Raw genomic sequence first — 24,134 nt, 5'->3', positions numbered from 1 at the left:
GATGGCCATCAGCGTTGCCCAGGACGAGCCGGCGACACGGTTCGCCAAGGACCAGCTGAAATCGATCGTCGAGCGCATCGAGCGGCTCGAGGCAGAAAAGAAGGCGATCTCCGATGACATCAACGATGTCTATTTGGAGGCGAAGGGCAACGGCTACGACGTCAAGGCGCTGAAGACGATCGTCCGGATGCGCAAGCAGGATCCGAACGAGCGCGCCGAGGCGGAGACGATCCTCGAGACGTACCTCCAGGCGCTGGGGATGTTGTGATGGGCGATGACAGTAAGAGGCTAAATGCACTGGTCTTGGTTATCTCGATCGTCGCGGTTTGGAACGGCGCTATCATCGCCGGCACGGCCTACATCGTGTTCTGGAAGGGATATAGCGGCTGGTGGTGGCTGCTCGCCTTGGTCCTGCTGAACGCAAATGCGTCAGAGCTCATCGGGAAACTGCTTGCCCGCGGCCAGCAGAACTGATGCAGCTCGCTGAGATCCTCGCGGTCTATTGCGCCTCCAACGGCGAGGCGACACGGCAGCTCTATGCCAAGCTGGGCGAGCACGGGCACGCCGGCGATATCGCCGTCAACCTGCTGCGAGCTTGTAAGTGCTCGGAACGCGCAAAGCTCTATCGACGAGGACCCGGGCACAAGACCGCGGCCTATGAGCGGAAGGATTGGAGCATCAGGAATCTCGCCGGTGCGCTCGCCAAATATGATTTCGGGTGGCGCTGGGGCTGGTCGATCGACGCGGATCTCCGCGGCCGCGGCGATCCCCATCACCATATCCTCTACATCGAGCTGCCGCATGGGCAAGTCTCGTTTCACGTTGGCGAGCGCTACGACGGTCGCGACTATTCGGGCGAATGGGACGGGGTCAAAAACCTTGCCGCCGATCGGATCTGCAGGCTCGCGGCGCTCGTCTTCGAAGGCGGCGCCGACGCAATCCAGCGCGGCCGTCCGTTTCGTTGCCCGGACTGCGGACAGATCGTTCCGACGACCTTTGCCCACGTCGACGGTTGCCCAGCGGAGTTGCCACGGTGACGCGCGAAATGGGACTTCTCTAAGTTGCGCCCGCTTCGGCGGGCGGGAACCAGTCTGCCATTTGCGTGGGTCGCGGACCAGATGATCCCTGCTGGGCTCGAGCCGGCGGTGACGCGAGGCGATCTACGCCGGTCTTCGCGCCGGCGCCGTCTTATTGCCAGATTTCCTCACGGCATTTATCGCACTTGTAAATCTTGATTGGTCTATCGCGCTTCAGGTCGAGTATCGACGCGAAGAATTTAGTGGGCGTCTTGCACCGCGGGCAGAGGGGCTCTGGCTCCTGTTCATTAGTCACGTTGCACCTTGATGGTACGTTTGCTCGGTGAGGTTCCTAAGCACCTTTGTGGACAATTGTTCCGCACGGTCGACGTGCAATAACGTGGTCAGCGGTCAGGTGCAGCCAGCGACGGTGACGAGCAATCAGGCGACTGGAATTTTAGCCTCCGCCGTGTCAACGGCGGCGGGGTCGATCATCATCGCCCCGCGGGTTGCGCCGGATCAGTAACGCTTCTTACCGAGCCTGCTGGTTCGCTCCCGTGAGGTGCGCACCGCTCAATGACGAGTTCTATCGCTCTCGAAGAAAAACCTCACCTTGAACAGGGGGCCACTGTCATCGCGAACCTCGACACCGAGACGGTCGAAAGAGCGATCGTCGCGGCGTGAGATCAGGACCTCGCCCCGAGCCAACTCGGCCAGGGAACGTACCGCCTCCCTTTCGGCGGCCTCGATCGCCGGCAATTCAAGACCTTCCTGATCCAGCGCCAGTTCATCGCCGTCGCGCAGGTCGAAATAATAGCGTGTCATGATGCACCAGACGGTGGCGTGATGACGTCGGGCAATTGCAGCCGAGCAACAAGGCCTTCAGGCTGCCACGATCTCTGAACGAGGCCGCCAATCGAGCTCATGATGCGGTCGACCATCTCGCCGCCGAATCCCTGGCGAGCCGGGGAATTAGAAATCACAGGGCCGCCTCTTTCGATCCACAAGAGATCGAGCGTCGTCCCGCTGACGGAAAAATCAACCACGACGTTGCCGCCGATCGCGCTAAGAGCGCCATATTTCATCGAGTTCGTGGCCAACTCGTGCAGGTAAAGCGCCAGATTCGTCATGATGTTGCGCTGGACCTGAATCGCACTTCCACTCACGCTGCATTTGTCGCCGTACGGCTTGAGCACAGAGCTGATGAGCGAGGCGAGGTCGAACGTATCCGATCCGAGTTCAGCCCCGTCGGGTAGCGAGAAGGCGGCATCCGAGGCGCGGGACAACGCCAGTACCTTGTCGCGCAGTAATTTGGTGGCCGTCTCCGGGGCTTGGTCGTGGGCCGCCTCCCTCTCGCACATGGAAATCAGGCCAGCCACCACGGAAAAGAGGTTTTTGATCCGATGCTGCATCTCCCCGGAAAGTAACCTCTCCCTGTTGATGGCCTCCTCCAACTCCTTCTCCAAGACGGCCTTTGCGGTCACATCGCGCGAGACGCAGAGCACCGAGAGAATGCGGCCTTCCGCGTCGGCGACCGGTACAAGAAGGTTGTCCCAATACAGTGTGCCGGACGACGATATGCTCTGCCCGGGAAAGCGCGCGGCATTCCCGGCGGCCGCTTTGCCGAGCGCGCGGCGACCGGCCGGACGAACTTCTTCCGGCAGGAGGTCGAGCCACTCCATGCCGTATTTCGAATTTGCTGGAACGCCTAAAGCGTTGCGGCCAGCTCGGTTCATCGTCAACAGCTTGCCATCCGTCGACAACACCTTGATACAATCCGGCGTGGCATCGAGCATCGCCATCTGAATTTCGGAGAGCTGCGGGTTGGATTTCGAGAGGGCATCCGGGAAAATAATGCTCGTATAAATTCCAGCGGCTGTTTCCATCTACGCGCACTCTCCCAGGTTGGCTCAACCTCGATTGGGACAGTATTGTGTCCTCAATTGGTCACGCTGGAGCGCGACAAAACGGTTTCTCAGAATCCAGATTAGCGGAGGGCCATAACCGGTTGCATTGTATAAATTTTCCTCGATTGTATATTGAGGGCGGGGAGGGGCTGTGTCGGATCAGCTGATATCACTCAACGACGACTTCGCCGACATCGCTGCCGCGGTGAAGGATATCGCCATGTGGGAGCGGCATCGGATCTTCGTTATCGAACACTTGGTGTTGACCGGAAACGCTCGCGATCCAGGCTCGATCGAGATCGGTAGCTGGCTTCGACGCGCCAAGCTGCTCAGCCAAGCAGAGGAGATTTTCGCCCTGCTAGTCCGCCATGAGGATCAGGTCCGGGCGCTGGATCCCCGGCTGAGCCGTTAACGGCTTCGTCACCGCTCTGCCGTAACCCGGTGTTGCCAAGGGGTTATGTGCATGCGTTCCCCCAGTTTCTACCATCTGTCATTTCTTTTGCCGGCCGGCGCGACGTGCGCCAGCAGACCGATCGATTTGCCCATGGGTTGCGAAATACGGGTGGTGGCCCCGCTCGTGAAGATCCGTGGTCTTTCCCGCGATTGCGTCTTCCAGGCTGCCCGCAATGCGGTCCTGGCGCACTGGCGGGATAAGCCCGCGGTCTCTATCGCGGCAGTGCTGGCCAGCCCCGGAGCGTGCTTAGGGCGCGACGCCTGGACCATCATCGTCGGCGCAGACGTCGCCTTCGCGCCGACCGGCCTCGGCGCGACCTTCCCCGGGAGGGAGCATGCCGGCTTGGACTGACGAGGAGCTCAAGGTGCTCGCCGGCCTGACGGCAATGCGTGGGGGATCCTTAGAAGCCTTCTGTGCGCGGTTCCCAGGCCATTCGCGGGCGGCCGTCAGGTCAAAACTAGCCGTGCTTCGGCAGCGGCGAGCCGCCCCGGACGTCGCTCGCAGGGCACCGAGCGACGCGCTGCCGCTGCGCCGACCCATCGCTGCCGCCCCGCCGGGGAGGAAACAACCTAGCGCAGAACAACGGTTGGCCGAGCTGCTAGACGGTTCTGATTACGGGGGCGCCGGGCCGCGTGACCGCCGCGCCGGGTTAACTCATCGAGAAAGATCTGGTGGCTGATTGTGCTTGAGCCCGCTTTGATCAGCCGCATGGCTCGACTGGCGACGTCAGCATCGACCAAACGCGCGCCTTCGTTGCGCTGCTCAACCTTTTTCTCATCGACGCTAAGATGTCGCAGCAGCCGAAACTGTTAGTTCGAGGAACGACCATGGACGTTACGGCTGCAGAACAGAGGTTCCTGACGCTCCAGGAGCTGGGATGCACGCTCGACACTTTTGCGATCGGCCATTCGAGTGACCGGGATCTCGCGGCGCGGTTCATCGCGCTGCGCGCCTCCAACCTGAAGCGGGAGGTTGATGCGGTGCTGAAGCGTCAGGTCGACACGATCCCCGAAATCGTCGCCGGCATGAAAGAACTTCGTCTCACTGAGCTGCGCGAACGTCGCCGCGAGCTGTCACGCCAGATCGATGCGCTCGATGCCGAAGAACGGGGTATCCGTGCCGTCGACAAGAGCGCCTGATGCGCGCGCAAGGTCACACCGCCGGCGGCAATCAGATGCCGCGAACGACCGTCGGATTTGAGAAAACCACCTTTGCCGAACTCGCCGCAGCCGCGGAGAAGCGGAACATCTCGCTCGCCGAATTGATCCGCGAGCTTGTCGAGCTCGGCCTCGAGACCGAAAAAGAAGAGGCCCTTGCATGCCGCGCATTGACACGTCCACCTGGGTCAAAGGCACGCACGTCGGCTTCGTCCGGATCCTGAAGCCGGAGCCGATCGCCGTCGCCGGCCTCGAGCTGCTCTGGCACGTCGTCATCACCGAGCCGGGCCGCGAAACGCGGGCCATCGAAAGCCTCGAGCAGCTCGGGCTGCATCCATACTGGCCGCACCTCCACCGCAAGACGCCAGGCGGCCGCCGGCGGTCGCGCGAGATCAAGGTCTCGATGTTTCCGAGCCGCCTCCTGGTACCGATGCCGCAGACCGTGGAGGCTTGGGGGCGGGTCAGGGGCGCCCGCGGCGTCGTCGATTTCATGACGCAATCCGGCAGCCAGAAGCTGGCAACGCTGCCGCAGATCATCGTCGACGAGGTCCGGAAGATGGAGGCCAAGAAAGACGCGCAGCACATCAAGAAGCTGACGCGCGCCAAAGAGACGCCATACTATTCCGGCCGCGATGTTTGGGCCGAGATCCTGCCACTGCGAAAAATGCTCTGTAAGATCGTCGACCTCGACGCGCAGGGCAGGGTGAACGTGCTCACCGAGGTCGAGATTTTCGGCCGCAAGGTCTGGCCGGTGAAGCCGGGCCTGCTTCAGTTCGTAGAACAATAATTTTTCCCCAATCTGCATCAGGTCGGGATTCGATCGGCATATTATCGGTGACTGCAAAGCGACGCGGCCGGGCTGTCCGGCGGCGGTTCGCGGCATCGACCGGCGTAACCCGGGGAGTGCCGCGGCGCGGCTTTATGCCGTTCCGAACCCTGATCTCCGGCGGAGATTAGCTCGTGCGAAGCTATGATGATGAAATAGGCCAGGACGCCCTCTGATGTCTTTCTCACTGAGCTTCGTCGCGCGATCGCGCCTGCACGGCCTGCGCCTGCTCGAGGAACGCAAGTCCTCGCTGCCGGGGCCCGTGCACGCCTTCCTCAAGACCTCGATCGAGAACATGCAGCCGCCCAAGGACGCGCAGCGCGTCATCCTGGTGGAGGCGACCGGCCATCTCTGCGACAGCAGCGGCTCCTCGTCGTATTCGAACGCGACCATCAAGGTCCAGCCGATCGACATCCACGACTGATTTTCCGGTGCGCGCCTCGCGACGGCGGGCGCGTGATGTAGCGGATTTGAACATTCCGCGCGGTTGCCGTTGAACGTCGCCGCCTCGAGAAGAGACGGGGGCACAGGTGCTGGAAACACCTTAGCCGCGAGCTCCTAACTCGCATGACCTGATCCGGCCGCTATCCGGCCATCCCGCCACCGCGCACGCGGCGGGGCAGTTGTGTCTCAGTTCATGCAAAATCTTGAGTCCCCGGCCTTCATTCGGCCGGCTAAATTCGTTCGCGTCCTTAACGGCGATATCTGGCAGCTTGGTAAACACCGGCTCGCCTGCGGCGATGCCAGAGATCCCGCCATTGTCCGGAAGCTGCTCGGCGATGCCCGGCCGCGGCTGATGGCCACCGATCCTCCATACGGTGTCGGCTACGAGCCGGAGTGGCGCCGCAAATTGAAGGACAGCCCGACCATCGTCCGCGCGACGGGCAAGGTCCTTAACGACGATCGGAGTGACTGGCGCGAGGCCTGGGCGCTATTTCCCGGCGATATCGCCTACGTCTGGCATGCCGGCCTGCACGCGAGCTCTGTCGAACTGAGCCTGGCTGCGGCCGGCTTCCGAGTGCGATCCCAGATCATCTGGGACAAGGGTCGCTTGATCATCTCGCGGGGACACTATCACTGGCGGCACGAGGCCTGCTGGTATGCGGTGCGGAAACTCAAGACCGCGAACTGGCGCGGCGATCGCAAGCAGACCACCGTCTGGCAGATTCCGCATCGACGCAGCGACACCGGGCACGGCACGCAGAAGCCGATCGAGTGCATGCGTCGACCGATCCTGCATCACACCCTTCAGGGGGACGCGGTCTACGACCCCTTCCTCGGCAGCGGCACCACGATCATCGCGGCCGAGATAACCGGCCGCTTCTGCTTCGGCGTCGAGCTCAGTCCTGAGTATTGCGGCCTGACGATCGCGCGCTGGGAGCAGTTCACCGGGCGCAAGGCCCGATTGATTTCGAGAGCCGCGAAAGCGGAGTAGGGCGGCGCACTGGCGATGTGGGTGCCGCGACCCGGCGGACGTACCCGGGAATGGATGGGAGCTCTCTCGGATGAAACTCACCTCGATCGCGAAGAACGTTTTCGCGCACACCGCGCCTGGCGCTGGTCAGCCCGAATTTGTCTCGGTCAACCAGCACATCGACGGCACGTTCAGCGTTATAGCGCGCAGCGCGATCGACGCCGGCGGAGGCCTCGGCCAGTCGACGCTCGATCGAGCGAAAGCTCGCGAGCTCGGCCTGGCACTGATCCAGGCCACCAACTGAGTTTCACGACCGGGGACCGCCCCGGCGTCGCCCCGCCTTTCCGGCTTTAGCGGATCGCGACGAGGACCAGAGAAGCCGGTGCGCTTACGGCGCCTCAGCAGAGGGTCACAAGAGCGCAGTGCGCTGGAAGATCGCCATGGCCGGCCTCGCTCGCGAGGCGTCCGGAGCTGGGACTTCCAGCCGCGAAATTCACGGGGAGAATGATGGCCATCAACGAAAAGGGTGACGCAGTGATCATCCACAATCTGCGCATCGCGCTCGATCGGCGCCGCGCTGATGACGTTCCAGCGTTCAATCGCGGACGGATGATCTTCGACTTCGAGCTTGGCAAAGTGCGCATCGAGACAACGTGATGCTCCCTTCGAACCCGTTTTCGGTCAATCGCCGGCTGCTTGAAGCCGCGCGGGCTATTACCGCACGCCGCGCCGCTTTAGCCGCGATCGCGCGCGAGCAAGCCCTCCCGAAGATCTGGGCTGCTGAAGCGAAGCGTGAGCGCCGGCGCGCGCGAAACCGACGCATCGCAGATGTTATTCGACCCTGAGCTGCTGGCGTCCGATAAGCGCCCTTAATGGACTCTAGCTGCTGCGCGTTCGCTGGATGAAAGCAATCAGTTCTTTTCGCGCGTCGTCGAATTCCTCTTGAAACCGAGGCCGCAAACGAGGGTCGCGCTGACCTCCTCGATCCAAAAGCTCCAGATCGAAGTGAGCATTCAAAAGGGCGTCAAGCAGCTCATCGAGTTCTTCGAGATCGTCAGCGTCCATACCCGGAGGCTAGCTGAAAAGGAGAGCCTCGGGAACGTGCTCCTGTATTATTCGGTCATGAGGACCCTCGATGTCCACCGAGCTCGTCGACCCGATGGCCTCGGTGCGGGCCTTCATCGAGGCAGAGAAGGCCTCCAATACTCGCAAGGGTTACCGCACCGACTGGGCCGACTTCACCACCTGGTGCACGGTCGCGGATGTCCAGAGCCTGCCGGCTGAACCCGCCACGGTTGCTCGCTACCTGGCGCAGCTCGCGGATCGCGGGCGGAAGTCGTCGACGATCCAGAGGCGTGTTTCCGCGATCCGGAGCGCCCACGAGGCAGCCGGCCTGGAGCCGCCGACTAACGCCGAGGGCGTCAAGGCAACAATGCGCGGCATCCGCCGCACGCTGCGGTCGAAGCCGACCCGCAAGAAGCCGACAACAGCGGCGCTCTTGTCAAAAGTGCTCGAGACCTTGCCAAATACTCTCGCGGGACTGCGCGATCGGGCCATCCTGCTTGTCGGATTCGGGGCGGCGTTGCGTAGATCCGAGTTGATCGCCCTGCAGCTCGAGGAGATCGACCGGCGTCCCGCCGGCATCCTCATCCGCCTGGCGAGTTCCAAGAGTGACCAGGAAGGAAAGGGCACCGAGATCCCGGTCCCTAACGGAAAGACGCTCCGCCCGGTCGAGGCCCTGGACGCTTGGCTGGCCGCGGCCGGGATCGCCGCCGGTGCTGTCTTCCGCGAAGTCGATCGACACGGCCGCGTCGGCGCCCGCGCACTATCCGGCAGATCCATCGCGCGGATCGTCAAACGGGCCATCAAGGCCGCCGGCCTGGATGAGGCGGCCTTCTCCGGTCATTCGATGCGCGCCGGGTTCATCACCGAAGCGCTCGGCCGGCGCGCCGACCCGATGATGGTCAAGAAGCAAAGCCGACACGTGAAGCTCGACACGTTGCTGATCTACGACCGCCGCGACAACGAGCTCGAGGACCACCTCGGCGGCGAATTCCTCTAACCCCGAAATTCTCGCGCTGGGCGCGCCGGCGAGGTTCAAGCGCCGAGGGAGAACTGCACCATGGCAACGGCATCCGTTGAAATCGGCGGCATCGATTTTAAGAACTACAGCGGCTCGAGCATCAACGGGCCGTGCCTCTACCAGGAAGCCCTGACGATCGGTGGTTCGGCCGCTACGATGGCGAACGCCGTCACGCCGGCGCAGGTCACCGCTTGCAATAACGCCTGTATCGCGCGCGTTGCCGTGGACACCGACGCCTATGTGGCGAAAGGGTCGGCGCCGGATCCGACGGCAACAGCCGCCTCAAACGCGACCACGGCCCGTCGCCTGGTCTCGGCCGGCAGTGCGATCGAGCTTGCGATCGCCGCCGGCGAGAAAATCGCGGTGAAGAGCCTGTCCTGATGCCGCGCCTCGGTCTCGGCCTTGGATTGAAGTCGGCCGCTCGCCTCGCGGGAGCACGCGGACCTATCGTGCTTGCCCAAGACGGTGTCTCGCTCTCCGTCGGAGCCTATATTTTCCGAGTTAATCCGTGGGGGAAGGGGGCGCTCGTTCGCGGCAGCGACTACACTGACTCCACCAAGATTTTGAATAAGACTGAACCTATCTCAGTCACCTACAGCTGGGCATGGCCGAGCCCCGGCAACGGGAACGTCCGCTCGTATAATCACGTGGCGCTGGCTGCCGACGTGCCCCACCGAAAGGTTTCGGCGATTGCCACCCTCACATCCAGTCACGATTGGACCATGACCCGCACTGGTCAGGTTTCGGCGATGTACGATCTGTGGCTACATACCACGAGCATGGGTACCGCCAACGTTGGCGAAATCGCCTATGAGATACAGTACTTCACCAACAATCTCGGGTACACGTCCGCCGTTGATCAGAGCGTCCGGAACTTCGCGGAGCCGTACGTATCCATCTCTTCGCCGAAGGTGGACGTGTACAAGCTGGGTGGTGATTGGCCTCGGCTCTATGTCTTTGCGACACAAGACCAGGCCAACCTCTTCGGCAATCCATCGTTGTCTGGAGCGGTGGCGGGTAGTCCTGGAACGCTACCCACCTATACGTTCGCCAATCTCAATGGCAGCGGGCTGACAATGTCCGTCGCTGGCTTTGGCTCTACCACGGTGGACGGCGCCACCGTAAATTACGTAGACGTCCGGATTTCGGGCACCTCCACCGCGGCTACGAACGTGGGCCTCGGCTTCTACGACAGCACCGACGACATCTTCCACATCGCTTACCCCACGCAAAGCTGGCATAGCCTTTACTTGGCGGTCGTGGCAGGCTCACTCGCAAATATCGATGATGTGCAGATCGGCATCAACGAGCACGATGCCTCATACGGTTACATGGACACGACCGGCGGCCTCAACCTGGGCGCCAAGCTCACATCCACGATGCAGCACTTCGGATTGCAATTCGTGCCGCGGCCAGGCGGAGCACTTCGCCACATGCAGCTGCTTACGTGGTTCGGCAGCGGCAAGGCTGTTGACGTGACCTACCGCGTGGGCAATCCCGCCGCGAGCTTGGACGTCACCAAGGACGCTCCCAAGGAGACGTTCGACTGGAGGGCGTTGTTTAACGCGCTGATCTCGAGGGGGATCATGACCGGGGCTGAGTACCTCGGTGAGGTCCAATTCGGTCCGGAAGTAGTCGATGGCTCCGGAACGTTGGTGCTGCAAAATTTCAAGGTCTCGATCACTTAGACGGGCCGCGCGAACACCGCGCCCTGCGCGCCATCGCTGGGGTCGCTAGGGCTGTTATCGGATTCTTCGCGACCATCTGGAAGCCAACTCAAGCCTGAAGGCAGCGTTTAATTGGCGAAGGCGTTTCCGTTCTCAACAGAGCACGTTACCGACGAAAACGCGGGGCGCCCCGTTTGCGTGTACCGCTCTCCGTTGAGACCGACCCACGTCATGGGCGCTCCATTCTCGCCCCCGACGACGAAATCCGCAGTACAGGTCTGAAAGCCGGCGTCGAAGGTGACTGTCATTTGGCCCGCTGCATTTCCGAATTTGCGGGTGGCGACGAGACTAGATCCCGCGAAGCGGAAGTTGCCTCCAGTTCGCTCCGGCCCTCCTTGCGCATCTTCTCCCTCGCCACGACCGGCCCTACTAGCCCGTTTGGCGAAAACCCGACCCGCGCTGCTGATGTAAAGCACCAGCCCCTCCCTGCGCCCGCTCCCGTTCGTCGTACCGACGGTTGATTTACCTGGGATTAGGAAACCGTAGGAAATCCGTACAGTTTTGTTCAGTAGTCCAGAGGGAGCGGCAAGAGCCGGGAAAATGCCAAGGCAGACCGCTGCCACGAAAAAAGCAATGCGCAACATGATTTCGCTCCAATGATCGAGGTTTAGTAGAAAACAATGGTCGACGTTCTGGAGTCCGCTAAGGGCTGTTATCGGAATCCAGCGCAGAACATCGCTATCTTCGCGTGCCGGACCGTCCCTGTGCGGCGCTCTTTTTAAGATGTCGTGAGACTGACGTAAAGCTGTCCGACTGCGCTGAAAACACCTGAGGTAGATCAAGATAAGAGACGGGGAAATTGGCTTCGTGCCAAGACCGTTCGAGGTATGACTTGAAGGCTCGCGCGCGCTCATAGCGGTCAGCTATTTCGAACGAAGGCGCCGTCTTGAATATTTTGGACCTTGCGCTGTCGTCAAAAATGGGAGTGTCGATCGAAGTCGCGTCGAGAAACGAAAACGCTCCAAGCCAGAACCTGACGTGGTACAGTCCAATCGAGGTTGCTCTGAATGAGAACTGATCCGGCAAAGCGTCCTCTGATACACGGATCTCTCGATAATGAGCGTGAGGCGTTTCGATCAGCCGCTTTTCGGCCAATCGTTTGAGCGCAATCCTTATTTGGTCTTGACTAAACCCAATGCGGATCATCTCGTTCATGATGTTGGTTGCAGGAACAAAGCCATCGTTATTCTGATTGCCTAGCGGCGACGCCAAGTAAGCAATGATCAGCGGCGAGAGATAATGCTCTCGCGGGTCAGCGGAACTTACATCATAAATGTTACAGGCAACGAGCGAGGATAGTTGGTTGTAGTATGAATATTCGCCGAGCAGTGCGTGTTTGGTGAACTCGTGAAGGGGGACTTGGTAGTTTCCTTCGTCCTCCTCAATTCGAACGATCCGACGACCGTCGACGTTAGGGCTGCCGCAGAAGCTGGTAATCAGCTCGATAACCAGACGCGTGTTTCCGCCGGTAATATTGCTCAGGAATGTCCGGATTTGAGCGTTTGATCTAATTGAGCGAAGCGTTGCGGTGAGAAAGTAGACAATGCTCTTAATGTTAAGGCGAATACCGTCCAGTGCTTTGGGGGCGGCCTGACCTTCTGCGACTCTCACTGCGAACGTTATGCGCTTTCGCAGAACCTCATCTGCCGGCGGAGGCGAGATAGTCAACAAGCGGTTCTGATACCCCGACAACGCTCCTGTCAGCTTGGATTGGAAGAAAGTGCTGGGGCGTAATGCCACGAAGACCAGAAGACTTCGAGAGGAAGCAAGCTCCTGTGCTATGATGAATGCTTCCTGCTGTGTGTCGAAATTCCGTTGATCTGCGTTGTCGATGACAATCAAAATTTGCTTATTTTCGTGCTTCGCTAGGTATTCGAGTGAGGTTCGCAGATGGGAGTCTTTCTGCGCGGCCTTCGCAACAAGGAAGGCAATGAGTGCTCTCTCGTAATCGGTTGGGCTAATTTTCTTCAGGCGTCCCTCTGGGCTCTGCTCAAAGCCGTCGATCTCCCCCTTGTATGCTTTGTTGATAAACGAGTTCGAGTTGATATCTATCTTGTACTTCTGCCGAAGGATTTCCGGCACACTTTGGAGTACATGGCTTCTAACGGATTCTGACAGCGCGGCGCGTTCCCCGAGGTTTAGGTGGATGAAAATGGTGTTTGCCTTATCTTCGTTGCTGAGTTCGCAGAAGAGATTCTCGAAGAACGAGGTCTTGCCCACGCCAACGTCGCCAATGACGACGATTGGCCTTGATCCTACCGTTTTCGCAGCGAGTTTTTTGTCGATCTGTAGGCGTCCGTCCTCGACGGATGTATTCATCATTGCCGGCGCGCTGCCAGTTTCGCCCACGCGTTTGTAGCGAGCTGAGATGATGCTTTTGCTCAAAAGCAAATGACGATTGTTAGCTTCGAGAGGCACATAGCACTCGCGGTAGAATTCCTCCTTATAATCGGGGTCTTCCTCGACAGTGTCGAGAAGCAGTTCGGCTAAGGTCCGTAGATTTTCCTGAAATTCATTGCGATAGCGATAGCCCATCGGTTCGGCGATTGCCGTGTAGGCCTTGGCAGGAATTCGCGGGTTTCGATACTGGGAGAGCTTGTGATAGGCTCTGTTCTCGGCAATGCCCTCGGGTGAAAGCAATGTCCAAAGTAAGCTGAATTGACTTTCGTAGATGTCGAAGCCGTCGAAGACGTAGCACTCTCCATCAAGGGGAGATTGCCCTGGAATGTGATGCTGAAAAATAACAAGTTGTGGGCCGTTGCAGACAATTGCGATTTGAGCGCCATGAAGAGTGCAATAACTAAGTACTTGCAGCACCGCACTTTCTAGATTTTTGCAGGCTTCTACGAGCGGTCGCAGCTTGCGGACATTGGCCCCTTTTGTGGCAGGTAAGAATGAGAAGTGTACTGCCTCACGCTTTGCTTCGAGAGCTGCCTTTGTCGGCTTTCCAAGGAGATAGTCGGCTCTGCCGCCCGCATCGTCCGATTGCTCAACCTCAACAAATGGGTGCTCCCAACCCAAACATTCGATCAGCAGTCGGTCGACGAACTGAAAGCGATTTTGAGCCTCGTTCCAAAAGGCGCTGTCGCTCGGAAAATCAGCCAAGATGCCTGTCAAGGCCTTCCGGCCATCTGTCATTTCAAACTTGGCCTGCATGAAGCACCCTCAACTTATTTTGTCGTCAGCGGAATTGGATAATCTGGAGTCCGCTAATGGCTCTTATCGGACTCCAGAGTGCGGGCATCGAATTTATCGAGCCGCGCTTTTTTGAGTTCGCCATGCCGAGGCGGGGATACCATAATCGGCCGGAACACCAGTTCTGCTTCCGATGGCTCCGATCCAAGAGATTCCGTATTCTGCTCTCGTGGTCTCACCCATTTCGACAATGTTCAATCCAGTAAAGGATTTGTACCCTGTCAGTGCGTGTCCTGGCTGACCATAATAGACGTAGGTCACCTTGCCTCGCATGTAGTGAAACGCAACTGCGTTCGTCGTGTCGCCAGTTGAGCCAACGAAGCAACTAAACGAATACGCTCGGGCTTCCGATAGTTGACGTAGAAAGGTATCAAGCGCCGCTCCGTCAGGCATCGCGAGGCTCTTTTCTTCCAACGTAATTGCGTAGCTTCTGAGCTCGAACGCGCCATCGGCATTGCTAATGGCGACAGGATGACCAAAAACAGAGTGAACACGTCGGCCAAGGATGACGTCTCGCACACAGCCAACCATGTCAAAGGTCGGGGTGCCTCGCTCGGAAGGACGGGTCGAACTGATCATGGTCGAGAAGTGTGGCACCGCGGGATCGACGCGCTCTGTTCGAAACCTTTGATAGTTCTCAAAGCCGGCCTGATCACCGATCCATTCGAACGTTCTATTCTGACGGACTTCATTGTTGGATATCTTTGCCAGCTTAAAAAGGGGCGCGCCAAAACCAATAATGTAGTCGACGTTGTCTGTTCTATGCGAGTTGAGGAAGTGCTGAGTGACCGCGTGGTAGGTCGGGGAAACTTCGCGAGGAAAGGCAGCTATAGCTTGAACGGCCAGCTCGGACGCGCCCGCAAATCCGACGGCGAGCTGACTATTGAGGATGCATACCTTTGGAAGGTGGTGTTCTAATCCCAACTGAACGCCATTCGAGGTGACGCCGGTGTCTGAAACCAGCGAGATACAGATCCCTTTCTTTTGTGCGACAACAAGGGTCATTCAACCCAATCTTGCAACTCACGCGGGACAATTTTCAATCAGGTCGGCTGGGTCCTCCCCAGAGAAAACCAAAAACCGGTGGCCCGGCCCCATTTTTTCGCTAGCTGCGGGGGGCAAATCTGATGCAACGCGGGCCTGATGCAACGCCTTTGGAGCTGATTTCGATCAGCGAAGCAGCCCGGATGATCGGGATCAACAAGTCGACTTTGAGCCGTCAGGTCGAGAGCGGGGCCATTCGGTCCCACGGCGGAAAAGTCGTGTTGTCTGAGGTGGTTGCAGACCGGGCCTCCAACGTCAATTTGACCCAGTCGCGGCGCCGGCCGGCCAAAGCGAAGGCTGGGACGGCGCCCTCCAAAGCCGCTGCCGTTGCATCCGCGGGTGCAACGCCTGGCCGTCCGGATGCAACGACCCCGTCCGATGCAACGGACGCCGACCTGGAGCAGCTCCTCGCCGACGGCAAGATGCTGCCCTTCGCGGGGGCACAGCGGGTCAAAGAGAACTTTCTTGCGCGCCAGCGCGCGCGCGAATTCGAGGTGGACTGCGGCCGGCTCGTCGACCGCGCCGCCGCCAACAAGGCGTTCTTCGACCAGGCGCGGGAGCTGCGAGACGCCTGGCTGGCCTGGCCGGTGCGGGTCGTCACGCTGATGGCGTCGGATCTCGAAGTCGACGATCGCAAGCTGGTCGAGGTCCTGACGAAGTATGTCCGCCAGCACCTTGAGGAGCTCGGAGATATCGCTGCTCCCGAGCTCGCTCCGCCACGCTGAGGACCTCACGACGTCATGGCGCGCGGGGCTGAAGCCTCCGCCGAACATGACGGTCGTTGAATGGGCGGAGGAGCACCGAAAGCTATCGAAGGAGTCCTCCAACGGCGGCCGCTTCATCGTCGCGCGAGTAGAGGTTGCGCGAGGCCCGATGCTCTGGGCCACGGAACCCGGCGTCAAGGTCATCACGCTGCAGGCGTGCACTCAGCTGCTCAAGACCACGTTCCTCGAGAACGTCGCCGGTTACTACATGCACCTGGATCCATGTCCGATCCTGGTGGTTCAGCCGAAAGACGCGGCGGCCGAGACCTTTTCGAAGGACCGCCTGGCGCCGATGATCCGCGACACCAAGGTGTTGCGGGAACTGTTCCGCGGCCAGGCACGTGACGCCGGCAACACGCTCACCCATAAGCAATTCCCCGGTGGGCATATCACGATGGTCGGCGCCAACAGCCCGACCAACCTTGCGATGCGACCAATCCGCATTGTGCTGTTCGACGAGATCGACAAGTATCCGCCATCGGCCGGCAGTGAAGGCTCGCCGATCGCCCTGGCGGAGGAACGCCAGGCAGAATTCGCCGCCAACAGCCTCTCGGCCCGCGTCTGTTCGCCCACGATCGAAGGGCGCAGCGCTATCGCCAAGTCCTACGCGGCGAGCGACCAGCGGAAACCCTTCGTTGCATGCCCGCACTGCGGGCATCAGCAAACCCTGGAATGGGAGCAGGTCAGGTTCGACAAGGATGCAAAAGGGCACATCCGGCCAGACACGGCCGCCTATGTCGGCGATTGTTGTGGCGTCGTATGGACTGAGGCCGACCGGCTTCGCGCGCTCGAGCGCATCGTCTGGCGCCAGACCCGCGAGTTCGATTGCTGCGGCAAGCATCAGAAACCGGAGCGGTGGATCTGCGATCCCGCCGCCCCCGGGGTGGAGTACGCGGTTTGCATCGAGTGCGGCAAGCGCGGGGTACCGAACGATCACGCGGGAGGCATAGCCTCCAAGCTCTACGCGCCAAAACAGAGCATCCGCAAGCTCGTCAAGAAGTACCGCGACGCGCAGAAGGAGGGCATCGAGGCCCTGAAGACCTTCTTCAACACGCAGCTTGCGAGGACGTGGAAGGTGGCAGGCGAGGCTCCCGAATGGGATCGCGTGTTCGGCCGCCGCGGCGGTTACAGATCCGGCACCGTGCCTCGCGGCGTGCTGATCCTGTTCGCCGGTGTCGACGTTCAGAAGGATCGCCTTGAGGTCAGCGTCTGGGGCTTCGGCCGAAATCGCGAGCGGTGGCTGATCGAGCACCGGGTCATCCCCGGGCAGGTGATCCATCAGGCGACCTGGGATGAACTCGCGAAAATGTTCGACGAGACTTGGCGCCACGAGAGCGGCGCCGAAATGTCGGTGCGGGACTGGGGTATCGATTCCGGCGCATTCGCGGGCGAGGTAGGTCCCTTCGTGCGCAGCCAAATGGGCCGCAACAACGTCCACGCGATCGACGGCCAGGACAATTCGCTGATGGCGTATGTGGGCGTCGGCGCGCTCGACGTCACCGTGCACGGCAAGAAGCTGCGTCGCGGTCTCAAGACGGTGAAAGTAGGTTCATCTTTCTGCAAGCAGGAACTGATGGGCCAGCTGGGCCTGGACCGGCCGGAAGAGGGCAGGGCATACCATGCCGGCTACGTGCACCTTCCCGAAGACGTCACCGAGGACCAGGTCAAACAACTCACCTCGGAGGAGCTGACCACCAGCGTCGTCCGCGGCCGCACGCGCCTCACCTGGACCAAGATGGAAGGTCGCCGCAACGAGGTCCTGGACTGCGCCAACTATGCCCGCGCGCTCGCCGCGATGCGCGGCTGGGACCGCTGGCGCCCCAACAAATTCCGCGAGCTCGAGGACCAGCTTGGCGTCGCCCCCAACGACAATCCGCCACTGGCCGATGCGCCGGCGGTGTCCGCGACCGCAACCGTCCCACCGCCGCCCGCGCGGCGACCGATGGTCCGCCGCTCCACCCGATCCAGCCACATGGACTGATCAATGCCCGCTTCCCTCGAGCAACTGCAGGCGCGCCTCGACGCGCTCTACGAGCTGCAGGCCACCGGCATCAAATCGTCGAGCTCCGGCGACAAGCGCGCGGAGTTTCGCGACATGGCCGATTTGAACGCCGCGATCGCGGGGCTGAAGGCGCAGATCGGCACGCTGCAGTCGACGCCGGCGCGGCGCTCCTATCGCATTATCGCCTGCAAGGATCTCTGAGCGTGGGTCTGCTTTCCTTCCTGGGCGGCAAGGTGAAAGCCATCAGCGACGGCCTCGAGGCCGGCCGCATGGCGCGGCGCATGGCGAACTGGGTGCCGAGCCGCGTCCACGTCAACACGTTGATTACGGCATCGGGTAGCACCGCCCTCTCGCGTGCGCGGTATCTGGTTCGCAACAACGGCTATGCCGCCAATGCGGTCGAAGTCTTCACTTCGAACCTGATCGGCGCGGGCATCGTGCCCAGCTGGACCCCGCCGCCCGAGGAGAACAACGAGCCGAAGAGCGGCGTGCAGGCGATCGGAGCCAACGGCGGCCCAAAGCTGGACGAGGAAGAGCCGGAGCCCGACGTCGCCGAATCCCCACTGAAGGCCAAACTGCAGCAGCTCTGGACCGACTGGACCGACGAGGCCGACGCGGACGGGTTGACCGACTTCTATGGCCTCGAGCGCCGCGTGGGCCGCGAGCTCTTCATTGCCGGCGAGGTCTTCATCCGGCTTCGTCCACGTCTGTTGTCAGATGGGTTAACCGTGCCGCTCCAGCTGCAGGTCCTACCCAGCGAAATGCTGCCGGTCTGGAAAACGGAGCCGGCGACGAATGGCAATTTCATCCGGCAAGGTATCGAGTTCGATCGGATCGGTCGCCGCGTCGCGTATCACTTCTACAAGGATCATCCCGGCGATCAAACGGTCGAGCAGAACACGGGCGAGCTGGTCCGCGTCCCGGCCGAGAGCATTCTGCACGTCTTTGATCCGGTCGAGGCCGGTCAGATCCGGGGGCTGTCGAAGCTCACGCCCGCGATCGTCTCGCTGTGGATGCTCGATACCTTCGACGATGCCGAGCTCGAGCGAAAGAAAACGGCGGCGCTGTTCTCGGTTTTCATCAAACGCAACGATCCAACCGGCGAGTTTTTCGAGGAAGCGCTCAACGTCGCGAGAGACCCCGATGCCAAGACGGCGCCGGTCAATCTCTCACCCGGTACCGCCCATGAGCTTCTGCCAGGCGAGGATATCTCGACGGCGCAGCCGGCCGAGGTCGGGCAGAGTTACGAGCCCTTCCAATATCGCACCCTTCTGCGGATCTGCGCCGCGCTCGGGCTGCCCTATGCTGGTGTCACCGGCGACCGCGGTAAGGCGAATTATTCCTCGGAGCGGTCGGCCAATATTGATCTGCGACGGCGCTGTGAGGCTCAACAGCATGGCGTCGTGGTTTTCCAAATGTGCCGTGCCGTCTGGGCTTTCTGGCTCAAGCAGGCCGTGCTCGCCGGCGCGATCGAGCTTCCGGGCTTCGCCGACGACCCGCGGCCTTACAACCGGGTGACCTGGATTCCGCCCAGCTGGGAATGGATCGATCCGCTCAAGGACCTGCAGGCCGAAGCGATCGCCGTCGACAATCTCTTCAAGCCGCGCTCGCTCGTGGTTGAAGCCGCCGGCCGCGACCCCGTCGAAAACGACCGTCGTATCGCCCGCGACCAGCAGCGCGAACGGCGCCTCGGCATCAAGCGCACCGGCACGCCGACGGCCGCCAAGCAGATCGCGGAAGACCCGGCCGCGGCGCCGGCGCAGCAGGGAGTGCAGCAGTGAGCTTTGCATATCCGCATATCGCCGAGCGGCTATTCGGCCATCCGCAGTGCATCGAGCCGACGGCGCTCCGGACCATCCTGGAGGGGCCGCTCGCCAAGCGCGTGCTGTCGGGCGAGCTCGGCGATGCGCGGGCCAGCAAGAAGCAGAAACAGCAGACGAAGGCCTCGACCTCGCGCCTCTCGGCAATCGTGGATGCTCAGCCGGTGACCGTCGCCGGCGGCGTTGCCGAATTCGGTCTAACCGACGAAGGCGTGGCCATCCTGCCGGTTTGCGGCGTGCTCTCCCGTCGATTTGACTGGCTGACAGCGCTCTGCGGCTGGACGACCTACGACGGCCTCAGCGCCGCGTTCGATCAGATGCTCGCGGACAGCCGCGTGAAGGCGATCTTGATGGATGTCGAAAGTCCGGGCGGCGAGGCCGCCGGCATGCTGGATATCTGCGACAAGGTCATCGCGGCGCGCAGCGTCAAGCCGGTTTGGGCCGTTGCCAATCCGCAAGCCGCCTCGGCCGCTTATGGTGTTGCAGGCAGCGCCGAGCGTCTGGTCCTCCCGCGCCTGGCGCAGGTCGGGTCGATCGGAGCCGTCATCGTCCATATCGATCAGTCGGCCTACGACCAGGCCGCCGGAACCAAATACACCGCCATCTATTCGGGCGAGCGCAAGGTTGATGGTTGGGCCCACGCGCCACTCTCCGATGGTGCGACGAAGGCGATGCAGTCCGTGGTCGACAACTGCCGTCAGCAGTTTTGCGACCTCGTCGGGCGGCAAGGGCGGATGACCTCGAGCCAGGCGATGAAGACAGAGGCCGGCATGGCTCCGGACAGCGCTGCCGTCGATGGCCGCTATGCCGACGCGATCGCGACCTTCGAAGATGCCCTTGCCGAGCTCACAGATCTCGCGGCCGGCCGGTCGCGCAGCACTTCCGCCGCTGCGAGTGCGGTTTCAACCGGAGGGCCAGCGCCCATGACTACCACTACGACGGCGGCTACGGCCGCTCAGACTGAAACGCCTGCCGCGCCGGCGGCGCCCGCTACCGCACAGCCTACCGCTGCCGCGGCGCCTGCGGCGGAAGCGCCGGCAGACGACGGCGATAACTGCCCGACCTGCAACGGTTCGGGCAAGAAAACCCAGGCTGCCGCCCAGCAAGCGGCGCCCACGGCGCTCGCGGCTCCCGCGGCCGAGGCGCCGGCCGGTGGTGACACCTACACTGCCGAGATGGCCAGCGAGACGCTCGAGCTCTGCGCGATCGCCGGCGTCAGTTCGGCCGAGGCGCGGAAGTTCGTCACGGCCAAGACGCCCATTACGAAGGTGCGTGCCGACCTGGCCGCCGCCAGGGCGAATGCCTCGGACGAAGCCACGCTCAACACCGCGCAGCCCGCCGGCACCGCCAAAGAGCTGGTCACCGCCGGTTGGGACTCTGCGATCGCGCAGGCGAACAAGCTCAACGGAATCCCCACGAAGTGACGTTGTGACGTTCCGCGCATCCGCGCGGGCGAAACCCTCGGTCTTGAGAACAGGAGTACGAGATCATGACCACCTTGACTGAAACTCTCCACGCCGGGGGCTTCATCGTTAGCGAAGCCAACGGCAGGCGCTCCCGCGACCAGGTCACGATTGGCCTGTCGCAGACGCTCGTTACCGCACAGGTCCTCGGCCGCACGCCGGTCCCCTCGAGCGTGACGTCCTCCGCCGCGGCCGATGCCAGCAATACCGGCAACGGCGTCTTCACGCTCGACGGAACCTCTCCGGTGCTCGCCGACGCGAAGAATGGCGTCTATCGCATCGTTTGCATCGAGCCGAACACCAACAGCGGCACCTTCGAGGTGATGGACCCGAAAGGCGTCGCTATCGGCCGCCTGATCGTCGGCAACACGTTTGCCAACCAGATCAAGTTCGCGATCGCTGACGGTGCCACCGACTTCGTCGCAGGCGATGCGTTCTCGGTGACTGTCGGCGTCGAGGATCCGGGCGACTATGACTACAAGGCCCTCGACACCACTGCGACAGACGGCAGCCAGCGCGCCGCCGGCGTTTTGTTCAGTGCCATTTCGACTGATGGCTCAACGAAGAAGCAGGGCGTTGTCATGCGCCGCTCCTGCGAGCTCCGCGCCTCCGATCTCGTCTGGCCGACGAGCAACCTGACCGCCGCGCAGAAGGCGCAGGCGATCCAGGAACTCAACGACCTCGGCATCATCCTCCGCTGACGTCTCGGCAAGCCGACTTCCCCACGGTCGCTTGAAGCAACAGCGCCGGCATCGGCCGGCGTCCACCTCCGCTCGCGCTTCACGCGCAAAACTGAAAAGGGAATTCGACTATGCTCACCATGGACGTCTTCAAGCAGGATGCGTTCAGCTCCACCACGCTGACTGCAGTCGTCGACAAGCTCGGCTACACGCCCGGTTTTCTCGGCTCGATCAGCGGACTGTTCCTGCCGGTCCCGGTCCGCACCACCGCCGTCTTCATCGAAGAGCGCGCGAACGCGCCGGCGCTGATCCAAACCACCCCTCGCGGCTCGGCGCCGAAGCAGCGCGGTGGCGAAAAGTCAAAGGTCCGCGCCTTCGAGACCGTGCGTCTGGCCGAGGCCAGCCGCATCACGGCCTCCGAGCTGCAGGGCATCCGCGCCTTTGGCTCGGAGACCGAGCTCAAGCAACTCCAGACCGAGGTCGCTCGTCGGCAGGGCCTGATCCGCGGCGACTTCGAACTGACGTGGGAATATCACCGCATGGCGGCAATCCAGGGCAAGGCGCTCGATGCCGACGGCTCCGCGATCTATGACTGGGCGACTGAATTTGGCCAGTCGATTCCGGCTGAGATCGATTTCGATCTCGACAACGCCAATCCGGCCACGGGCGCGATCCGCAAGAAGTGTAACGCGGTCAAGCGTTCGATCACGACCGCGCTGAAAGGGCTCGGAGGCAATGGCGTGGCTATCGGCGCCATCGTGGGCGATGCCTTCTGGGACGATTTGACCACGCACCCCGAAGTCGAGAAGACCTTCTTGGCTACGCAGCAGGCCCAAGATCTGCGCAATGGGTTTGGCACGGCCTGGTCGAGCTTCCGATATGGGGACATCAATTGGGTCAACTATCGCGGTTCGGACAATAGCGAGGTCGCCGTCAATACCGACAAGGCCAAGTTCTTCCCGATCAACGCTGGCATCTTTCCCGTCGCGCAGTCGCCGGGCGAGAGCTTCGAATTCGTCAATACACCGGGCCAGCAGGTCTATTCGGGCATCGTGACGGACAAGGACCGCAACTCCTGGGCTGACGTCGAGCTGTTCTCGTATCCGCTCTTCGTCTGCACCATGCCGTCGGCACTGCATCAGGGCAAACGGACCTGACAGATGGCTCTCGCCGATACTCTCGCCGCCGCGGCGATCAACGCGGCCTACCTCGCCTGGGGTAAGGCCGCGTCATACACGCCTCCCGGCGGCGGGAGCTCGGCGGGTTGCACGGTCCTGCTCGACGTCAGGGATTCTGGCGCGAAGCCCGAGGATGGCTCGCCGCCGGCGGGCCAGGCCTGGATCGAGGTACGGGCCAAGGAAGTCGCCGCACCCGCGGCCGGTGGCACCTTCACGCTGACGGTCGGCGGCAAAACTTACGAGGTCGCCAGCCGGCCGCTGCCGGCGGATGGCGACGGCTACGCCTGGAAAATGTGGGTCGAATGATCGAGGCCAAGGTCCAGCCCATCCGGCGCGAGCTGGACGTCGCGATCGCTTCCTGGCTCGGCCCGGAGGCGAGGGCGGACGTGCTGGTCGAGAACGCCCGCCAGATTCTGGCCGACACTGATGCCCGCAACCGTGAGGCGCTCGGACAGGACGTTCCTCATGAGACGATCGTCGACGGGCTACGCACCGAGGCGCTCGAGCGTGTCCGCGCCGACGGCGTCATTGTCCGCACCTATGACGTCATGCCCATCCTGCTGATGGAGATCGGCCGGCTGCTCTGGAGCCATTCGCCGGTGAAAAGCGGCGCCTATCAGCAATCGCATCGGCTGCTCGCTGACGGCGACGAAATCGCCGAGGTGAGGGACGGGTGGACCCTGTCGTCGCTGCCGAGCGGCGTGAGGGAGTACGTATTCACGCCGATCGCTCCCTACGCCCGCCGGATCGAGCGCGGCTGGTCAAAGAAGGCGCCGGACGGCGTCTACCAGGTGATCGCCGTCATGGCCAAGTCGGTCTTCGGCAAGTTCGCCAAGATCTCCTTCGGCTACCGGGAGATCACCGGCATCGCCGAATCCAAGGCCGAGCAGAAGGCGCGACCGGGCAAGCCCCGAGATCTACGCCAGCCGGTCATTATCATCCAGCCGAATTGACATGCCGAGCAAAGCTGTTTCCGACGCATTCGAGGCGCGGCTGCAGACCTGGCCGAACCTCACGGCCTGTCCGCTGGTCGAGATCAATGAGGTCTCGCCCGTGCAGAAGCCGCCGTATCTCGAGATCGAGTGGCCGGCCGCAGTCGAAGATCGCATGAGCACCGGCAAGCCGGCCGTTTTTCGAGAGCGGGGCGGGGCGCGTTTCATCATCACGGTCGCGACCAATGCCGCGGGCTGGAAAGCCCAGGTCATCGCGTGGGCCGATGAGCTGCGCGATCTGTTTCGCGCGCAGGCCTTCGGCGGCGTTGAGACGGATGAGGTCTCGCCTGCGGTGATCGACGAGCGCAATCGCGAGGGCACGAAATTCCACGTGCCGTTCGCCGTCGCCTATCGCTACGACGTCCTGAAATAGGCCGTCGTTTTTTTCTCCCGAAAATCTGACGAAGGAGCA

29 protein-coding genes are annotated in these 24,134 nt (G+C 61.8%); 24 read left to right on the top strand and 5 right to left on the bottom strand.

Annotated features, from left to right (window positions below; genetic code table 11):
• The first annotated feature begins 1 nt into the window (after window position 1).
• The 3 genes from QM712_RS12235 to QM712_RS12225 are packed head-to-tail and all read left to right on the top strand — an operon-like array spanning window position 2 to window position 1,037.
• A complete protein-coding gene (locus tag QM712_RS12235) occupies window positions 2-268 on the top strand; it encodes a DUF2312 domain-containing protein (RefSeq protein WP_415023350.1) in 267 nt (88 codons plus the stop codon).
• Entirely contained in the window at window positions 268-474 is a 207-nt protein-coding gene (locus QM712_RS12230; RefSeq protein WP_415023349.1) for a hypothetical protein, read from the top strand. The genes QM712_RS12235 and QM712_RS12230 overlap by 1 nt, the downstream gene beginning before the upstream one ends.
• Window positions 474-1,037, top strand: coding sequence for a hypothetical protein (locus QM712_RS12225; RefSeq protein WP_415023348.1), 564 nt, complete (start codon window positions 474-476; stop codon window positions 1,035-1,037). The genes QM712_RS12230 and QM712_RS12225 overlap by 1 nt, the downstream gene beginning before the upstream one ends.
• A 552-nt stretch (window positions 1,038-1,589) precedes the next feature.
• On the opposite strand, the gene QM712_RS12220 is transcribed toward QM712_RS12225, so the two are convergent.
• Both QM712_RS12220 and QM712_RS12215 read right to left on the bottom strand, forming a co-directional pair.
• A complete protein-coding gene (locus QM712_RS12220; protein WP_415023347.1) occupies window positions 1,590-1,841 on the bottom strand; it encodes a DUF6894 family protein in 252 nt (83 codons plus the stop codon).
• Window positions 1,838-2,902 carry a PAS domain-containing protein gene (locus tag QM712_RS12215; protein ID WP_415023346.1) on the bottom strand — a complete coding sequence of 355 codons (1,065 nt, stop codon included), beginning with the start codon at window positions 2,900-2,902 and terminating at the stop codon, window positions 1,838-1,840. The genes QM712_RS12220 and QM712_RS12215 overlap by 4 nt, the downstream gene beginning before the upstream one ends.
• A gap of 172 nt (window positions 2,903-3,074) precedes the next feature.
• Between QM712_RS12215 and QM712_RS12210 the strand changes: the two genes are divergently transcribed.
• The 8 genes from QM712_RS12210 to QM712_RS12175 all read left to right on the top strand — a co-directional run bounded on the left by QM712_RS12210 (window position 3,075) and on the right by QM712_RS12175 (window position 7,431).
• Entirely contained in the window at window positions 3,075-3,335 is a 261-nt protein-coding gene (locus tag QM712_RS12210) for a hypothetical protein (RefSeq protein ID WP_415023345.1), read from the top strand.
• A 51-nt stretch (window positions 3,336-3,386) separates the two neighbouring features.
• Window positions 3,387-3,728 carry a hypothetical protein gene (locus QM712_RS12205; RefSeq protein WP_415023344.1) on the top strand — a complete coding sequence of 114 codons (342 nt, stop codon included), beginning with the start codon at window positions 3,387-3,389 and terminating at the stop codon, window positions 3,726-3,728.
• Window positions 3,729-4,165: 437 nt separating this feature from the next.
• Complete coding sequence (locus QM712_RS12200) at window positions 4,166-4,516, top strand: hypothetical protein (protein ID WP_415023343.1); 351 nt, start codon at window positions 4,166-4,168, stop codon at window positions 4,514-4,516.
• A gap of 178 nt (window positions 4,517-4,694) precedes the next feature.
• The gene (locus QM712_RS12195) at window positions 4,695-5,321 is read left to right on the top strand and encodes a transcription termination/antitermination NusG family protein (RefSeq protein ID WP_415023342.1); all 627 of its coding nucleotides are present in this window, start codon (window positions 4,695-4,697) and stop codon (window positions 5,319-5,321) included.
• 214 nt (window positions 5,322-5,535) lie between these two features.
• Window positions 5,536-5,784, top strand: a complete 249-nt coding sequence (locus tag QM712_RS12190; protein ID WP_415023341.1) for a hypothetical protein — start codon at window positions 5,536-5,538, stop codon at window positions 5,782-5,784.
• A 201-nt stretch (window positions 5,785-5,985) separates the two neighbouring features.
• Window positions 5,986-6,795: a DNA-methyltransferase gene (locus QM712_RS12185; RefSeq protein WP_415023340.1), complete on the top strand. Its 810-nt coding sequence runs from the start codon at window positions 5,986-5,988 to the stop codon at window positions 6,793-6,795.
• 70 nt (window positions 6,796-6,865) lie between these two features.
• On the top strand, window positions 6,866-7,078 hold the full coding sequence (locus QM712_RS12180) for a hypothetical protein (RefSeq protein ID WP_415023339.1): 213 nt from the start codon (window positions 6,866-6,868) through the stop codon (window positions 7,076-7,078).
• Window positions 7,079-7,281: 203 nt separating this feature from the next.
• Window positions 7,282-7,431 (top strand): hypothetical protein, encoded by a 150-nt coding sequence (locus QM712_RS12175; protein WP_415023338.1) that lies wholly within the window; start codon window positions 7,282-7,284, stop codon window positions 7,429-7,431.
• A gap of 222 nt (window positions 7,432-7,653) precedes the next feature.
• Here QM712_RS12175 and QM712_RS12170 read toward each other — a convergent pair whose 3' ends face one another.
• Window positions 7,654-7,839: a hypothetical protein gene (locus QM712_RS12170; RefSeq protein ID WP_415023337.1), complete on the bottom strand. Its 186-nt coding sequence runs from the start codon at window positions 7,837-7,839 to the stop codon at window positions 7,654-7,656.
• A 70-nt stretch (window positions 7,840-7,909) separates the two neighbouring features.
• Here QM712_RS12170 and QM712_RS12165 point away from each other — a divergent pair, with 70 nt between their 5' ends.
• Genes QM712_RS12165 through QM712_RS12155 form a run of 3 tightly spaced genes read left to right on the top strand, consistent with a single transcriptional unit; the run spans window position 7,910 to window position 10,545 of the window.
• Entirely contained in the window at window positions 7,910-8,836 is a 927-nt protein-coding gene (locus QM712_RS12165) for a site-specific integrase (RefSeq protein ID WP_415023336.1), read from the top strand.
• A 60-nt stretch (window positions 8,837-8,896) separates the two neighbouring features.
• Window positions 8,897-9,238 (top strand): hypothetical protein, encoded by a 342-nt coding sequence (locus QM712_RS12160; protein ID WP_415023335.1) that lies wholly within the window; start codon window positions 8,897-8,899, stop codon window positions 9,236-9,238.
• Window positions 9,238-10,545, top strand: a complete 1,308-nt coding sequence (locus QM712_RS12155) for a hypothetical protein (protein ID WP_415023334.1) — start codon at window positions 9,238-9,240, stop codon at window positions 10,543-10,545. Before QM712_RS12160 ends, QM712_RS12155 begins: the two co-directional genes overlap by 1 nt.
• A gap of 717 nt (window positions 10,546-11,262) precedes the next feature.
• On the opposite strand, the gene QM712_RS12150 is transcribed toward QM712_RS12155, so the two are convergent.
• Entirely contained in the window at window positions 11,263-13,740 is a 2,478-nt protein-coding gene (locus tag QM712_RS12150; protein ID WP_415023333.1) for a hypothetical protein, read from the bottom strand.
• Window positions 13,741-13,833: 93 nt separating this feature from the next.
• Complete coding sequence (locus QM712_RS12145) at window positions 13,834-14,784, bottom strand: hypothetical protein (protein ID WP_415023332.1); 951 nt, start codon at window positions 14,782-14,784, stop codon at window positions 13,834-13,836.
• Window positions 14,785-14,906: 122 nt separating this feature from the next.
• Here QM712_RS12145 and QM712_RS12140 point away from each other — a divergent pair, with 122 nt between their 5' ends.
• The 10 genes from QM712_RS12140 (at window position 14,907) to QM712_RS12095 (ending at window position 24,095) form a co-directional block, all read left to right on the top strand.
• Entirely contained in the window at window positions 14,907-15,548 is a 642-nt protein-coding gene (locus tag QM712_RS12140) for a hypothetical protein (RefSeq protein WP_415023331.1), read from the top strand.
• A complete protein-coding gene (locus QM712_RS12135) occupies window positions 15,484-17,568 on the top strand; it encodes a phage terminase large subunit family protein (RefSeq protein WP_415023330.1) in 2,085 nt (694 codons plus the stop codon). Before QM712_RS12140 ends, QM712_RS12135 begins: the two co-directional genes overlap by 65 nt.
• A gap of 3 nt (window positions 17,569-17,571) precedes the next feature.
• The gene (locus tag QM712_RS12130) at window positions 17,572-17,790 is read left to right on the top strand and encodes a phage head-tail joining protein (protein ID WP_415023329.1); all 219 of its coding nucleotides are present in this window, start codon (window positions 17,572-17,574) and stop codon (window positions 17,788-17,790) included.
• A gap of 32 nt (window positions 17,791-17,822) precedes the next feature.
• Window positions 17,823-19,370, top strand: a complete 1,548-nt coding sequence (locus QM712_RS12125; RefSeq protein WP_415023328.1) for a phage portal protein — start codon at window positions 17,823-17,825, stop codon at window positions 19,368-19,370.
• A 101-nt stretch (window positions 19,371-19,471) separates the two neighbouring features.
• Complete coding sequence (locus QM712_RS12120; protein ID WP_415023327.1) at window positions 19,472-20,833, top strand: S49 family peptidase; 1,362 nt, start codon at window positions 19,472-19,474, stop codon at window positions 20,831-20,833.
• Between the two features lie 65 nt (window positions 20,834-20,898).
• Window positions 20,899-21,573: a head decoration protein gene (locus tag QM712_RS12115; RefSeq protein ID WP_415023326.1), complete on the top strand. Its 675-nt coding sequence runs from the start codon at window positions 20,899-20,901 to the stop codon at window positions 21,571-21,573.
• Between the two features lie 110 nt (window positions 21,574-21,683).
• Window positions 21,684-22,709 (top strand): major capsid protein, encoded by a 1,026-nt coding sequence (locus tag QM712_RS12110; protein WP_415023325.1) that lies wholly within the window; start codon window positions 21,684-21,686, stop codon window positions 22,707-22,709.
• 3 nt (window positions 22,710-22,712) lie between these two features.
• Complete coding sequence (locus QM712_RS12105; RefSeq protein WP_415023324.1) at window positions 22,713-23,036, top strand: hypothetical protein; 324 nt, start codon at window positions 22,713-22,715, stop codon at window positions 23,034-23,036.
• A complete protein-coding gene (locus QM712_RS12100) occupies window positions 23,033-23,683 on the top strand; it encodes a hypothetical protein (RefSeq protein ID WP_415023323.1) in 651 nt (216 codons plus the stop codon). Before QM712_RS12105 ends, QM712_RS12100 begins: the two co-directional genes overlap by 4 nt.
• Window position 23,684: 1 nt before the next feature.
• Entirely contained in the window at window positions 23,685-24,095 is a 411-nt protein-coding gene (locus QM712_RS12095) for a phage tail terminator-like protein (RefSeq protein ID WP_415023322.1), read from the top strand.
• Window positions 24,096-24,134 lie beyond the last annotated feature (39 nt).

Source organism: Bradyrhizobium sp. (assembly GCF_047605465.1).
In the GTDB taxonomy this organism is placed as follows: domain Bacteria; phylum Pseudomonadota; class Alphaproteobacteria; order Rhizobiales; family Xanthobacteraceae; genus Bradyrhizobium.
Note: the sequence above shows the minus strand (reverse complement) of the source record. Positions and strands in the feature narration are given on the sequence as shown.